This window comes from Mycobacterium sp. NPDC003449 (assembly GCF_053588415.1).
The window spans coordinates 1-13,691 of the sequence record NZ_JBSFPX010000064.1 but is presented as its reverse complement, the minus strand read 5'-3'; the positions used below and the strand labels follow the sequence as shown (position 1 = coordinate 13,691).

Here is a 13,691-nt window from a genome sequence, read left to right as displayed (position 1 = left end):
ACCGATGGCCCCGCACGGGACGGACGTACAGGTCATGGGGGTCGTCAACGTCACCGACGACTCCTTCTCCGACGGCGGCCTGTTCCTCGACCGCGAACACGCCGTCGAGCATGGCCTGGCCCTGGCCGCCGCCGGTGCCGCGATCATCGACGTCGGCGGTGAGTCAACCCGTCCCGGCGCCACCCGCATCGACCCGGAGATCGAGGCGGCTCGGATCGCGCCGGTAATCAGAGATCTTGCCGCGCAAGGGATTACCGTCAGCATCGACACCATGCACGCCGACGTGGCGAGGGTAGCGCTGGAGAACGGGGCCCGGATCGTCAACGACGTGTCGGGGGGTCTGGCCGATCCGGGCATGGCCCCGCTGCTGGCCGAGGCGAAGGTGCCGTGGGTGCTGATGCATTGGCGTTCGGTGGCCGCCGAGCATCCGCACGGCGTCCCCGGCTACCGGGACGTGGTGGCCGAGGTGCGGGCCGAACTGCTCACCGCGGTGGACGCCGCCGTGGCTGCCGGGGTGGACCCCGGCCGGCTGATCATCGATCCCGGCCTGGGGTTCGCCAAGACCGGGGAACACAATTGGGCGCTGCTGCACGCACTTCCGGAGTTGGTCGGCACCGGGATCCCGGTCCTGGTCGGGGCGTCGCGTAAACGCTTCCTCGGGACCCTGCTGGCCGGTCCGGACGGGGCCGTGCGCGCACCGGACGGACGGGAGACCGCGACAGCGGTGATCTCGGCGCTCGCCGGTCTGCACGGCGCGTGGGGAGTACGGGTGCACGATGTGGTGGCCACGGTCGACGCGCTGCGGGTGGTGGCGGCGTGGAATTCTGGAGGACGGGTTGGCTGATCGAATCGAGTTGCGCGGCTTGAAGGTTCGTGGCAATCACGGTGTGTTCGAGCATGAGCGCGTCGACGGCCAGGAATTCGTCGTCGACATCACGGTCTGGGTGGACCTGCGCGGCGCGGCGGCCACCGACGAGCTGGCCGACACCCTCGACTACGGGGCGCTGGCCCAGCGGGCCGCCGACATCGTCGCGGGCCCGCCGCGCAACCTGATCGAGACGGTGTCGGCCGAGATCGCCGACGACATCATGACCGACTCGCGGCTGCACGCCGTTGAGGTGGTCGTGCACAAACCTAGTGCGCCGATCCCGCTGACCTTCGACGATGTGGCGGTGGTGGCACGGCGGTCGCGGCGCGGGGAGCAGGGCACCAAGTGAGTTCAGTCGTTCTCTCGATCGGGTCGAATCTCGGTGACCGGCAGCGACGGTTGCAGTCCGTGCTGGACGGGCTGGGCCGCGCGGTGCGGGCGGTGTCGCCGGTGTACGAGACCGACGCCTGGGGTGGTGTCGAGCAGGGGCCGTTCCTGAATGCGGTCCTGGTCGCCGACGATCCGGACCTCGACGGGCACGGTTGGCTGCGGCGCGGTCAGGAGCTGGAGGAGGCCGAGGGCCGGGTCCGCGGTCAGCGGTGGGGCCCGCGCACCCTCGATGTGGACCTGATCACCTGCCACGCCGACGGGGGCGAGGTGACCTCCCGCGACGACGGCCTGACGCTGCCCCATCCGCTCGCCCACCTGCGGGCCTTCGTGCTGATTCCGTGGCTGGACGTCGACCCGGACGCCGCGTTGACCGTCGTCGGCGAATCCCGCCCGGTGCACCGGCTGCTCGCCGAGATCGACCCGGCCGAGCGGGCCGGGGTCCGGCTCACCGGCCTCGTGCTCGAGCCGCGGACCGAACCAGCGACCGACTGATGGGCCCGACCCGCAAACGTGACCTGACCGCTGCCGCCGTCGTCGTCGCGGTCCTCGGCTATCTGCTGGTCAATCTGCTGTACCGGTGGTTCCCGCCGATCACGGTGTGGACCGGACTGTCCCTGCTGGCCGTGGCCCTGGCCGAGACGGGCTGGGCGTTCTACGTGCGGGCCAAGATCGGCGACGGTGAGATCGGTGTCGGTGCGGGCCGGCTGGATCCCCTCGCGGTGGCGCGTTCGGTGCTGATCGCCAAGGCCTCGGCCTGGGTGGGGGCGGTGGTGGCGGGCTGGTGGATCGGTGTCCTGTTGTACCTGCTGCCGAGGCGTTCCACCATCCGGGTCGCCGGCGAGGACACCGCCGGTGTGGTGGTGGCCGCGTTGAGCGCGCTCGCCCTTGTGGTTGCCGCGCTGTGGTTGCAGCATTGCTGCAAGTCTCCGGAGGAACCGCCGGACAACGGCGACGCCGCCCCACCGTGACAGATCGGTCAACCTGGGTCGCCGAATCGCCGCGGCGGTCGACACGCTAGGTGACCTGTGGCGGGTACAGTCGGCCCATGACTTTTCCGCCCCGGGGGCCTCGGCCACGGCGTGGCGGCCGAAGGCCAGGCTGGCTGCTCTTAACGGTGTTGCTGGTACTCGCGATTCTGGCGAGTTCAGCATTGGTGTTCACCGACCGTGCGGAGTTGCTGAAATTAGCTGTCATCCTGGCCCTTTGGGCCGCCGTGGTGGCGGCTTTCGTCTCTGTCATCTACCGCCGCCAGAGCGATCTCGACCAGGCCAAGGCGCGGGATCTGAAATTGGTGTACGACCTGCAGCTGGATCGGGAGATCTCGGCGCGCCGCGAGTACGAGCTGACCGTCGAGTCGCAGCTGCGTCGCGAGCTGGCGTCCGAGCTAAGGGCCCAGGCCGCCGACGAGGTTGCTGCGCTGCGCGCCGAACTGTCGGCGCTGCGGACCAACCTCGAAATTCTGTTCGACACCGATCTGGCCGAGCGCCCGGCGATCGAAACCGATAAACGCGCTGCGCGCCGGGCGGGCCGCGTCACCGCCAGCCGCCTGGATATCTCGCCGTCCGAGGTGACCGACATCCGCTCGGTCCGCACCGAGGAAAGCCCGATCATCGACGTCCCGGCCGAACCGCACCCGCCGGAGACCGAATGGGGCCCGGCGGGGGGTGCCCACCGGTTCCCGTCCCAGCCGCGACCGCAGCCCCAGCCGGCCGCCGAGCAGACCCGCCGCAGGCGCAGGCGACCCGAGGAGCCGCAGGTCCCGCAACCGCCGGCGCCACCGCCGCAGGCCCCGCAACCACAGGCCCCGCAACCGCCGCGGCCGTCCGAGGCCGTCAAACCCCGCCGCCCCGCCGCCGAGCCCCGGCCCCCGACGCCCGAGCCGGCCCCGCCCGCCCCGCCCGCTCCGGCCGCAGCCCCGCCCCCGGCGGCAGAGTCGGCGCCACCCTCGGCCGAGCCGACTCCGGCCGCCGCGTGGGCACCGCCGCCGCCCGCCCCCACCATGCCGCCACTGGAACCGTCGCCCACGCTCGATGTGACACCGCCCCGCCCGGAGCCCGCGGAGCCGCGCAACGAGCCCGAGCAGCCCGCCGCCGCCGGGTGGCAGCCGGCCCCCGCCGAAGGGCAGTGGCTCCCCGCAGGCACACCGGGCAGCAACTGGGTGGCCCCGGCCCAGAACGGATCGGCGGCCGAATACGTCGGCCGGCGGCGGGCACCCGAACCCGAGCCCGAGCCGGTGCAGGCCCCACCCGCGATGACCGCGGCACCCGCACCCGAACCGCCCCGCGGCAGGCATTCGGCACCCGCCGAGGCCGACCCGGGCCGGGCACCGGCCCCGGCGCTGGCCGCCGAACCCAACCAGCCGCCGCAGCCGGCCCCGGCGCCCCGCCACCGCAGCGCCGACGAACTCGAAGAGCCCAGCGGACAGCACGCCGACGGGCAGTCGGCGGCCGACCTGCTCGCGCGGTTCCAGAGCACCCCGTCGTCGGGCGGGCGTCGCCGGCGCCGCGACGAGTGAGTTAGTCGCCATCGGGGCCGATGAGTTAGATTTCAGTGGCAACCGTCCGGTACCCGCAGAGCGGGACCGGAACGCATGAATCCACGTCAACCAATGAGGTCGTCTGCAATGGAGCAGTCCCCCGCGAGCGGGTGGAGCCCTCCCGACGGACTGCGTCCGGCGCGTCTCAGCGTCGGCATCATCTCCGCGGGCCGGGTCGGTACCGCGCTCGGATATGCGCTCGAGCGGGCCGAGCACGTCGTGGTGGCCTGCAGCGCGATCTCCGAGCCGTCACGGCTGCGGGCCCAGCGCCGGCTACCCGACACCCCGATCCTGCCGGTCCCCGATGTGGCGCAGCGGGCCGAACTGCTCCTGCTGACCGTTCCCGACGCCGAACTCGACGGCCTGGTTACCGGGCTGGCGTCCACCGAGGCGGTGCGCCCGGGCACCATCGTGGTGCACACCTCCGGCGCCAACGGGACCGGCGTGCTGGGCCCACTCGCTGAACTGGGCTGTATCCCGGTAGCCATCCACCCGGCCATGACCTTCACCGGATCGGACGAGGACATCGCCCGGCTGCCCGACACCTGCTTCGGCATCACCGCGGCGGACGAGGTCGGCTATGCGATCGGCCAGTCGTTGGTGCTGGAGATCGGCGGTGAGCCGTTCCGGGTCCGCGAGGACGCCAGGACCCAGTACCACGCGGCGCTGGCCCATACCAGCAACCACCTGGTCACGATGGTCCTGGATGCGGTCGACGTGCTGCGGTCCTCGTTGCGCGGCCAGGAACTGCTCGGCCAGGAACTCGTCGGCGACGCACCGGGTGGGCTGGCCGAACGGGTGGTGGCCCCGCTGGCCCGCGCCGCGCTGGAGAACGCGCTACAGCGCGGGCAGGCCGCGCTGACCGGACCGGTCGCCCGGGGTGACGCGGCGGCCGTCGCGGCGCATCTGCGCGCGCTGGAGGAGCTGGACCCCGACATCGCGCAGTCCTATCGAGCCAATTCACGGCGCACTGCCCAACGCGCACACGCATCCGAGGACGTCTTCGCGGTGCTGGCGGAAACGAGTCAACGATGACCCCGTCCAAGACACCGAAGTTCAGCGCGGGCGAGCTCAACGTCTATTCGGCGCCCGCCGATGTCGGCGCGGTCACCCGGGCACTGCGGGCCAGCGGGCGCCGGATCACCCTGGTGCCGACCATGGGCGCGCTGCACGAGGGCCATCTCACCCTGATCCGGGCGGCCAAACGGGTGCCCGGCGCGGTCGTCGTGGTCTCGGTGTTCGTCAACCCGCTGCAGTTCGGGGCGGGCGAGGACCTCGACGCCTATCCGCGCACACTCGACGACGATCTGGCGGCGATGCGCGCCGAAGGGGTCGAGATCGCGTTCACCCCGACCGGGTTCGATATGTACCCGGACGGTCCCCGCACCCGGGTGCACCCGGGGCCGCTCGGTGACGAGCTCGAAGGTGCTTCGCGCCCAGGACATTTCGCCGGGGTGCTGACGGTCGTGCTCAAGCTGCTGCAGATCGTGCGCCCCGACCGGGCCTACTTCGGGGAGAAGGACTACCAGCAACTGGCGCTGATCCGCCAGATGGTCGCCGACCTCGACGTCGACGTGCGGATCACCGGTGTGCCCATCGTGCGCGAATCCGACGGGCTGGCACTGTCGTCGCGAAACCGCTACCTCGACGTCGACGAGCGCGAACAGGCCGGCGCACTGTCGGCGGCGCTGCTGGCCGGAAAGTACGCCGCGGCGGGCGGGGCGGATGCGGCGGTCGACGCGGCACGGGCGGTGCTCGACGAGGTGCCCGCGATCGAGGTCGACTACCTGCAGGTCCGCGACCCGATGCTGGGCCGGGCGCCGCGGGAGGGGCAGGCCAGGCTGCTGATCGCGGCCCGCCTCGGGCAGACCAGGCTGCTGGACAACATCGCGATCGACATCGGTGCGGCGACCGGGATCGACGGGCATCCCCGGGTCGCCACCGACACCAACCACGAACTCCCATGGAGGAACTGATGCAGCGCACCATGCTGAAATCCAAGATCCACCGGGCCACGGTGACCCAGGCCGATCTGCACTACGTCGGCTCGGTGACCATCGACGCCGACCTGATGGATGCCGCCGACCTGCTCGAGGGGGAGCAGGTGACCATCGTCGACATCGACAACGGCGCCCGCCTGGTGACCTATGCGATCACCGGTGAGCGTGGTAGCGGCGTCATCGGGATCAACGGTGCCGCAGCACATCTCATTCACCCCGGCGATCTGGTCATCCTGATCGCCTACGGCGTGATGGAGGATGCCGAGGCGCGCAGCCGCCGGCCGCGGGTGGTGTTCGTCGACGCCGACAACCGCCGGATCGACCTCGGCGACGATCCCGCGTTTGTGCCGGCGGACGCCTCCGAACTGATGTCCCCGCGATAATGCTTCTCGCCATCGACGTCCGTAACACCCACACCGTGGTCGGTCTGGTCTCCGGATCCGGTGATCACGCGAAGGTGGTGCAGCAGTGGCGGATCCGGACCGAATCCGAGGTGACCGCCGACGAGTTGGCCCTCACCATCGACGGCCTGATCGGGGATGACTCGGAGCGGCTGACCGGGGCGGCCGGACTGTCCACGGTTCCGTCGGTGCTGCACGAGGTCCGGCTGATGCTCGAACAGTACTGGCCCGCCGTGCCGCATGTGCTGATCGAACCGGGGGTGCGCACCGGCATCCCGCTGCTGGTCGACAATCCCAAAGAGGTCGGCGCCGACCGCATCGTGAATTGCCTTGCGGCATACCACAAGTACGAAACCGCATCGATCGTGGTCGATTTCGGCTCGTCCATCTGCGTCGACGTGGTCTCGGCCAAGGGCGAGTTCCTCGGCGGGGCGATCGCGCCCGGCGTGCAGGTGTCCTCGGACGCCGCCGCGGCGCGCTCGGCAGCGCTGCGCCGGGTCGAGCTGACCAGGCCGCGTTCGGTGATCGGCAAGAACACCGTGGAGTGCATGCAGGCCGGCGCGGTGTTCGGCTTCGCCGGGCTGGTCGACGGTCTGGTCAACCGGGTGCGCGAGGACGTCGACGGCTTCGCCGGTGACGACGACGTGGCCGTGGTGGCGACCGGGCACACCGCGCCGCTGCTGCTGCCCGACCTGCGCACCGTGCAGCATTTCGACCGGTATCTGACCCTGGACGGGCTGCGGCTGGTGTTCGAGCGCAATCGCGACGGCCAGCGCGGCCGGCTCAAGTCCGCGCGCTGATCGGATCGCCTGAACCGGTTCCGGCCCGGTCGATCTCGTCGACCCGCGCCGCGACCTCGGCGCGGCGCTCGGGTCCCCAGGTCTCCGGCGTCGCGAGCGCCGAGAAGAACCCGAGCAGCCCGAACGCGGCGTAGAGCAGCGCCGGGCCGATCCATCCCATGGCGCCGTACAGCGCGACAGCGGCCAGCGGGGTGAATCCGCCGATCACGGCGGCGCACTGATAGGCCATGGAGATGCCCGACGCGCGAACCGCGACCGGGAACAGTTCGGAGAACCAGGGAGCCTGAACCGCAGCAAGGCCGTTCTCGACGACGCAGAACGTGATCAGGAAGACGACGATGATGACACCCACGATGCCGGTGTTCAACATCAGGAAAATCGGTATCGCGAACAGCGACATCCCCAGCGAGACCGCCAGATAGATGGTGCGTCGGCCGATCTTGTCCGAGAGGTGGCCCCAGAGGACGACCGCCACGCACCCGACGGCGGCCGCGATGGCGATGGCCATGACGGCGGTGGACCGGTCGCCGAGTTCACGTTCGACGATATAAGAGCTGATGTAGGTGATCCCGAGCGCGTACCCGGCGTTCTCGGCGGCCCGGAGAAACAGAGCCCGGATGAGGTTTCGCCAGTTGTTGCGCAGCATCGACATCATCGGATTGCGCTCCACCGCTCCGGTGGCCTTGGCTTCGGTGAAGGCCGGTGACTCCTCGACGCGCATCCGGAGGAAGAGCCCGACCAGTACCAGCACCAGGCTGGACAGGAACGGCACTCGCCAGGCGAGATCGCCGGGCAGCGCGACGCTGGCCAGGAACACCAGGCTGGCGGCCATGTTGCCGAACGGCACGCCGGCCTGGGGGATCGCGGTGTAGAGACCCTTGCGTTTCCACGGAGCGTGTTCGTAGGCGAGGAGCACCGCGCCGCCCCACTCGGCGCCGTAGGCGAGACCTTGGATGAGTCGGCAGGCGGTGAGCAATATCGGGGCGAGAACGCCCACGGTTGCGTATGTCGGCAGCAGGCCGATCGCCGCCGTCGCGAGACCCATGACGACCAGCGCGACGATGAGCACGGGCCGTCGCCCGATGCGATCGGCGAAGTAGCCGCCGAGCATCCCGCCGAGCGGACGGACCAGGAATCCGAGCGCGAATGTGGTGAATGACAGCAGCGTCCCGACCAGCGGGTCCTCGTTCGGGAAGAACACGGGTCCGAAATACAGTGCCGCCGCAGTTCCGTAGGCCACGAAGTCGAAGTTCTCCACCACCGCGCCGGCGGCACTGCCGAAGGCGGCCTTCCCGCGGTTCGACGTGCCGTGCGGATTACCGGTCAGCTCGGCGATTCCGGGACCGGGTGTGGCTTGGCTGGTACTCAACACAACCTCCTGTGACGTCTGCGGGCGAATCCCGGACGGCCAAGTTGATCATCCTCGGATCTCTCGATACAGTATATGTATACATATACCGAGTCGTGTCAAGCCTCGGTCGAAAGGAGCGCTCAGTGGCGACGAAGAAGGTGGCGAGCAGCTATGACATCGAGGCACTGACCGACGTCGGCCCCGATCGTCACGTCGACACCACGTCGCTGCGCGGCCAGGTCGCCGCGGTGCTTCGCGCTTCGGGTTACCCCGGCGACCGCGCGGAGCTGGTCGCGGACTCACTGGTGCACGCCGAACGTCGCGGCGTCCGCAGTCACGGTGTCACCCGAACCCGGATCTACAGCCGTCGCGCCAGGGCCGGCCTGGTCGATCCGAATGCCGACCCCCAGGTGCGAGGTGACCGCGCCACCCGGATCGTCGATGCGCGAAACGCGCCGGGGCAGGTCGGCGCGGCCGTCGCGACCGATAGCGCCATGGAGGTGGCAAGGACGCACGGCATCGGCGTCGTGGGTGTGGTCAACAGCAATCACTGCGGAACGTTGGCCTACTTCCTGGAACGGATCGGCGACGCCGGGCTCATCGGCCTCGCGGCGACCAACGGGCCTGCCGTCATGGCCTACTTCGGTGGCCGGACCCGCGCCGTCGGCACGAACCCGCTGGGTTACGCGTTCCCCCGGTTGGATGGGCCGCCGATCGTCCTGGACATGGCGACCAGCAACGCCGCTCGCGGCAAGATCATCTCCATGGCACGGTCCGGACAGGGCCGGGTGCCGGAAGGGTGGGCGGTCGACACCGATGGCCGGTCCACCACCGACCCGGTCGCCGCGCTGGAAGGAGCCGTCCTGCCCTTCGCGGGGCCGAAAGGTTCAGGGCTGGCGATGGGTATCGAATTCCTGTGCGGGACCATGCTTTCCGGCGTCACCGGGCCGCGGATCGGTGACATGTACGAGCAGTGGGACCGCCCCCAACAGGTCGGGCACGTCTTCTTCGCCATCGATCCGACCAGCTTCGGCAGTCGCGAGGCCTTCGATGAACGGGTGCGGGAGTTCGTCGCCGAGATACACGGACTCCCGACCGCGCAGGGGGCCGACCGCGTGCTGCTTCCCGGGGAGCTTGAGACCGCTGCCTGCGCCGCCGCCGACCGCGATGGGTTGCTGCTGCCGGGGGCGGTCATCGCCGATCTCGAAGCGTTGGCCGACGAGCTCGACCTGCCCGATCGCCTGGAGTTCACCCGGACCCGGCGAGACGACGTCGGAGCGGCCGGGTAGTGCAGAGCGTGCTCGTAGTCTGCGATGGTCGAGACCCGATCAATCCAATCACCGCGCAGCGCGCGGCACGGAAGGACGCCATCGCATGAACCTCCGCGCAATTCCGACCGTCGTGCTGAGCGACGTCACGCTCGATCAGATCCAGAACGCCATCATCAACGGCACCTTGAAACCGGGGGAGGCGCTGCGCGACACGGCGCTCGCCGAACAACTCGGGGTGAGCCGCACCCCGGTTCGCGAAGCGTTGCACCGGCTCGAAGGGACCGGCCTGGTCACCCCGCGCGGACGGGGTTGGGTGGTCAGCCGGTTCACTGAGGATGACGTCCACGAGCTGTTTCAGCTTCGCCGCCTGTTCGAACCGGAGGCCCTGCGCGAACTCGCCCACGATCCCGACCCGAAGGTGACCGCCGAACTCGCGCACTTCTTCGACGAATACTCGCACCCGATACCCGCGGACCGCTACGCCGACTACTTCTCACGCGACAACGCATTCCATTCCCGCATCGTCGCCTGCAGCACCAACGGACGCCTCCGGCAGATGTATGGCGTGCTGGAGAAACAGATCGACCGCGGCAGGCACTTCCTCACCACCTCCGCCGAGGGCCGCGCCGACGCCACTCTCGACGAGCACACGTCGATAGCGGAGTCCATCGCCGCAGGCGATTTCGCCGGAGCCGAGCGGGCGCTGATCGTGCACCTGCAGACCGGCGAAGACCTCATGGTCGAACAGCTCAAACACACCAATCACTGGACCTAGGAAAGGACACCGATGACCGTCGAATGCCGCATCCACCCCAGCGCCGAACTACCCGACGACGACACACTCACCCGTCTTCGCGGCCTGGCCACCTCACTGTTCTCGGACGTGTTCGGGCGGTGGGCGGGCGCACCGGGCATTCTGCCGATTTCCGGACTGCCCGCGGGTGCCGCGATGGCGGGGCCGGCGTTCACCGTGCGCACCCGGCCCGGGGACAATCTCGTGGTCCACAAGGCGCTCGATCTGGCCCGTCCGGGAGAGGTTCTGGTGATCGCGGCCGGCGGCGCCACCGACCGGGCAATCCTTGGCGGACTGATGGGCAGGTACGCCGCGACTCGCGGACTTGCCGGCATCGTCGTCGACGGAGCCGTTCGGGACCGCGGCGAACTCAACGAAGCTGCACCGCCGGTGTTCGCCCGCGGACTGTCACACCTCGGACCGTACAAAGACGGTCCGGGAGAACTGCGCGGGGCGATCTCGGTCGGCGGTGTGGTGATCGGCGACGGTGACCTGATCGTCGGGGACGACGACGGCATCGCCGTCATCCCCCGGGATCGCAGCCCCGAGATCATCGCGGCCGCCGAACGTAAGCGGGCCGCCGAAGACGCCGAACACGCCGCCATCGCGGCAGGCACCTGGGATCGCAGCTGGATCGACCGGGCACTGACCCTGGTCGAGGCCGCGCCCGCCCGATAACTGCGAACAGTTCGAGGAGAACTCCGTGACCGTTACCGACGTCAACACCCCTTCCGCGCGAGCCCGCGACCCGCTCCGCCCGGTGACCTACAGCCTGCCGACGACCATCGTCTACGGGCGTGACGCCATCGACCAGTTGCCGGACATCGCCCGCGACTCGGGCATGCGACATCCGTTGATCGTCACCGACCGTGGGCTGGCGGCCACCGACATTCCCGCCCGCGTCGCCGATGTGCTCAGGGACGCGGGCGTCAGACACGAGTTGTTCGCCGAGGTGGAATCCGACCCGTCGACCGAGATCGTCGACCGGATCGGTGCGCTGCTCGTCCAGAACTCCCACGACAGTGTCATCGGCCTCGGCGGGGGCAGCGCCATGGACGCCGCGAAAGCCGCCGCCGCGGTGGCCACCAACGGGGTCGGCGCGGCCGAACTCACCGGACCCGACAAGGTGGGTAGCAAGCCGCTGCAGGTGGTCGCGATCCCGACCACCGCCGGCCCCGGAAGTGAAGTCACGAAGTTCGCGGTGCTCACCGATTGCAGTGTGGGGGCGAAACTCTCGATAGCGTCGATGGAGATCATGCCGCGTTGGGCGATACTCGACCCCGCGCTGACCGTCGGCCTGCCACCGAAGTTCACCGTCGCGACCGGGTTGGATGCGCTCAGCCACGCCGTCGAGTCCTACGGCAGCGTCTGGAACAACCCGATCTCCGAAGGCATGGCGCTGCAGGCGATCACCTTGATCGGGGCCAATCTCAGAGCGGCGTATTCGCAACCCGGCAACCTGGAGGCCCGCGCCGGAATGCTCGCGGCCAGCTGCATCGCCGAACTCGCGGCCAACACCACCAGACTGGGTCTCGGGCACGCGCTCGGGGTACCGATGGGTGCCACTCACCACATCCCGCACGGTCTTGCCGTCGGGATGATGTTGCCGCCGATGTGCCGGTTCAACGCCATGGCCGAACCGCAGCGGTACGCGCGGATCGGTGCGGCGCTGGACCCGAACGCTCCGGATCTGGAGGCCGCGCTCGCAGCCATCTACGCCGATATCGGCATGGACGCCCGGCTTTCCCAATTCGGGGTGAGTCCAGGCGATTTCGACCGGATCATCGACCTGGCGTTCCGGAGCGACAACGTCGACGCCAACCCGCGCGCCGCATCCCGAGCCGACCTCGCAGCGCTTCTCGAACAAGCACTCTGACTCACCCACCCGGACCGATCCGCATCCCAGAGAGGACTGGCAGCCCGCCAATACCGCTATGGCCGTTCACAATTCCCTATCCGCAGCCGTACAGGAAGGCAACCGCATCGGCGGAGCCCGGGTGATGGTGGCACGCACGCAGCCGGTCACCGACCCCGCCACCGGGGACACGACCGCCGAAGTTCCGCTGTCGGGGCCCGCCGAGGTCGACGCGGCGGTCGCGGCGGCACGGGCCGCGCGGCCGGCGTGGAGCGCGATGGCGCCACAACAACGCGCCGACATCCTGATGCGATGGGCCGGGCTGCTCGCCGACAACCGGGAGCGTCTGGCAGGCACCGCAACCGCCGAGATGGGCAAGTTGCTCACCGAGAGCCGCGGCGAAGTCGACCGGTCGATCGCCGAGGTTCGCTTCATGAGCGGTGAGGCGCTCCGCATCGACGGACAGACGTTCCCGAGCACGCGGTCGGGCACTCTGGTCTACACCACACGGGTGCCGGTCGGCACGGTCGCCGCGATCACCCCGTGGAATTTCCCGATCGTGGCGCCCATGCGCAAGCTCGCGCCCGCGCTTGCCGCCGGGGACGCCGTGGTCGTCAAACCCGCCGAGCAGTCTCCGTTGAGCGCCCTGCTGCTGGCGGACCTGCTGACCAAGGCCGGACTGCCCGACGGGGTGGTCAACGTCGTCTGTGGCCGAGGTGGCGACATCGGTGACGCCCTCGTCGAGCACCCGGGAATCGACGCGATCTCCTTCACCGGTTCCACCGCCGTCGGCCGTCGGATCTCCAGGATCGCTGGCGAGCGCCTGGTTCCGGTTCAGCTCGAACTCGGCGGGAAGAACGCCGCATACGTCGACGCCGGGGCCGACCTCGACCGCGCCGTCCCCGAGATCGTCAGCGCGTCGATTCAGGCGACCGGGCAACGGTGCACCGCGATCAGCCGGGTCATCGCCCACGAATCGATCGCCGACGAGCTGACGGATCGCATCGCGACCGCCTACGACCAGCTCAGCGTCGGGCCCGGGACCGACCCGGTGGACGTCGGGCCGCTGGTGTCGCAGTCGGCGCGCGACCGCGTGGCCGGATACATCGACGGCGCCGTGGCCGCGGGCGCGGTCGTGGCCACCACCCGGACGGCGGTCCCGGAGGGTCGGTACCTGGCGCCGACCTTGCTGGACCGGGTCCGGCCCGACATGGCGGTGGCCAGGGAGGAGGTCTTCGGGCCGGTGCTGTCGGTGCTTCGGGTCGCCGACGCCCGCGAAGCCGTCGAGGTCGCCAACGATTGTGAGTACGGGTTGGCGGGAGCCGTGTTCACCAGGGACCTCGCGACCGCGCTGGCCTACACCGAACAGCTCGATGTCGGGATGGTCCACGTCAATCACGGCACCGCCAGCCAGCCGCACGTGCCA

15 protein-coding genes are annotated in these 13,691 nt (G+C 69.9%); 14 read left to right on the top strand and 1 reads right to left on the bottom strand.

Going from position 1 to position 13,691, the window contains the following annotated elements:
* Window positions 1–4 precede the first annotated feature (4 nt).
* The 9 genes from folP to ACWDTP_RS17625 all read left to right on the top strand — a co-directional run bounded on the left by folP (window position 5) and on the right by ACWDTP_RS17625 (window position 6,995).
* A complete protein-coding gene (gene folP, locus ACWDTP_RS17665; RefSeq protein WP_450022007.1) occupies window positions 5–844 on the top strand; it encodes a dihydropteroate synthase in 840 nt (279 codons plus the stop codon).
* A complete protein-coding gene (folB, locus tag ACWDTP_RS17660) occupies window positions 837–1,217 on the top strand; it encodes a dihydroneopterin aldolase (RefSeq protein WP_450021979.1) in 381 nt (126 codons plus the stop codon). Before folP ends, folB begins: the two co-directional genes overlap by 8 nt.
* Entirely contained in the window at window positions 1,214–1,750 is a 537-nt protein-coding gene (folK, locus tag ACWDTP_RS17655) for a 2-amino-4-hydroxy-6-hydroxymethyldihydropteridine diphosphokinase (RefSeq protein ID WP_450021977.1), read from the top strand. Before folB ends, folK begins: the two co-directional genes overlap by 4 nt.
* A complete protein-coding gene (locus ACWDTP_RS17650; RefSeq protein ID WP_450021975.1) occupies window positions 1,750–2,226 on the top strand; it encodes a DUF3180 domain-containing protein in 477 nt (158 codons plus the stop codon). Before folK ends, ACWDTP_RS17650 begins: the two co-directional genes overlap by 1 nt.
* A 77-nt stretch (window positions 2,227–2,303) precedes the next feature.
* Window positions 2,304–3,773 carry a DUF6779 domain-containing protein gene (locus ACWDTP_RS17645; RefSeq protein ID WP_450021973.1) on the top strand — a complete coding sequence of 490 codons (1,470 nt, stop codon included), beginning with the start codon at window positions 2,304–2,306 and terminating at the stop codon, window positions 3,771–3,773.
* 108 nt (window positions 3,774–3,881) lie between these two features.
* Window positions 3,882–4,829, top strand: coding sequence for a Rossmann-like and DUF2520 domain-containing protein (locus tag ACWDTP_RS17640; RefSeq protein WP_450021971.1), 948 nt, complete (start codon window positions 3,882–3,884; stop codon window positions 4,827–4,829).
* Window positions 4,826–5,770, top strand: a complete 945-nt coding sequence (gene panC / locus ACWDTP_RS17635; RefSeq protein ID WP_450021969.1) for a pantoate--beta-alanine ligase — start codon at window positions 4,826–4,828, stop codon at window positions 5,768–5,770. Before ACWDTP_RS17640 ends, panC begins: the two co-directional genes overlap by 4 nt.
* Window positions 5,770–6,177 (top strand): aspartate 1-decarboxylase, encoded by a 408-nt coding sequence (panD, locus tag ACWDTP_RS17630; RefSeq protein WP_450021968.1) that lies wholly within the window; start codon window positions 5,770–5,772, stop codon window positions 6,175–6,177. The genes panC and panD overlap by 1 nt, the downstream gene beginning before the upstream one ends.
* On the top strand, window positions 6,177–6,995 hold the full coding sequence (locus ACWDTP_RS17625) for a type III pantothenate kinase (protein ID WP_450021966.1): 819 nt from the start codon (window positions 6,177–6,179) through the stop codon (window positions 6,993–6,995). The genes panD and ACWDTP_RS17625 overlap by 1 nt, the downstream gene beginning before the upstream one ends.
* On the opposite strand, the gene ACWDTP_RS17620 is transcribed toward ACWDTP_RS17625, so the two are convergent.
* Window positions 6,979–8,364, bottom strand: coding sequence for an MFS transporter (locus tag ACWDTP_RS17620; RefSeq protein WP_450021964.1), 1,386 nt, complete (start codon window positions 8,362–8,364; stop codon window positions 6,979–6,981). The two genes, ACWDTP_RS17625 and ACWDTP_RS17620, sit on opposite strands and share 17 nt — an antisense overlap.
* Before the next feature lie 125 nt (window positions 8,365–8,489).
* Between ACWDTP_RS17620 and ACWDTP_RS17615 the strand changes: the two genes are divergently transcribed.
* The 5 genes from ACWDTP_RS17615 to ACWDTP_RS17595 all read left to right on the top strand — a co-directional run.
* Complete coding sequence (locus ACWDTP_RS17615) at window positions 8,490–9,635, top strand: Ldh family oxidoreductase (protein WP_450021962.1); 1,146 nt, start codon at window positions 8,490–8,492, stop codon at window positions 9,633–9,635.
* An 85-nt stretch (window positions 9,636–9,720) separates the two neighbouring features.
* A complete protein-coding gene (locus ACWDTP_RS17610) occupies window positions 9,721–10,392 on the top strand; it encodes a GntR family transcriptional regulator (RefSeq protein WP_450021960.1) in 672 nt (223 codons plus the stop codon).
* A gap of 12 nt (window positions 10,393–10,404) precedes the next feature.
* Window positions 10,405–11,088, top strand: coding sequence for an RraA family protein (locus ACWDTP_RS17605; RefSeq protein WP_450021959.1), 684 nt, complete (start codon window positions 10,405–10,407; stop codon window positions 11,086–11,088).
* Between the two features lie 25 nt (window positions 11,089–11,113).
* Window positions 11,114–12,286, top strand: coding sequence for an iron-containing alcohol dehydrogenase family protein (locus ACWDTP_RS17600; protein WP_450021957.1), 1,173 nt, complete (start codon window positions 11,114–11,116; stop codon window positions 12,284–12,286).
* A gap of 124 nt (window positions 12,287–12,410) precedes the next feature.
* A partial coding sequence (locus ACWDTP_RS17595; protein ID WP_450021955.1) for an aldehyde dehydrogenase family protein occupies window positions 12,411–13,691 on the top strand: 1,281 nt, incomplete at its 3' end.

Excerpts from the sequence above, each read along its gene's own strand:
- ACWDTP_RS17605 (WP_450021959.1), top strand. The coding sequence starts at position 10,405 with ATGACCGTCGAATGCCGCATCCACCCCAGCGCCGAACTACCCGACGAC.
- ACWDTP_RS17650 (WP_450021975.1), top strand. The coding sequence starts at position 1,750 with ATGGGCCCGACCCGCAAACGTGACCTGACCGCTGCCGCCGTCGTCGTC.
- ACWDTP_RS17640 (WP_450021971.1), top strand. The coding sequence starts at position 3,882 with ATGGAGCAGTCCCCCGCGAGCGGGTGGAGCCCTCCCGACGGACTGCGT.
- panD (WP_450021968.1), top strand. The coding sequence starts at position 5,770 with ATGCAGCGCACCATGCTGAAATCCAAGATCCACCGGGCCACGGTGACC.
- ACWDTP_RS17610 (WP_450021960.1), top strand. The coding sequence starts at position 9,721 with ATGAACCTCCGCGCAATTCCGACCGTCGTGCTGAGCGACGTCACGCTC.
- ACWDTP_RS17625 (WP_450021966.1), top strand. The coding sequence starts at position 6,177 with ATGCTTCTCGCCATCGACGTCCGTAACACCCACACCGTGGTCGGTCTG.
- panC (WP_450021969.1), top strand. The coding sequence starts at position 4,826 with ATGACCCCGTCCAAGACACCGAAGTTCAGCGCGGGCGAGCTCAACGTC.
- folP (WP_450022007.1), top strand. The coding sequence starts at position 5 with ATGGCCCCGCACGGGACGGACGTACAGGTCATGGGGGTCGTCAACGTC.
- ACWDTP_RS17645 (WP_450021973.1), top strand. The coding sequence starts at position 2,304 with ATGACTTTTCCGCCCCGGGGGCCTCGGCCACGGCGTGGCGGCCGAAGG.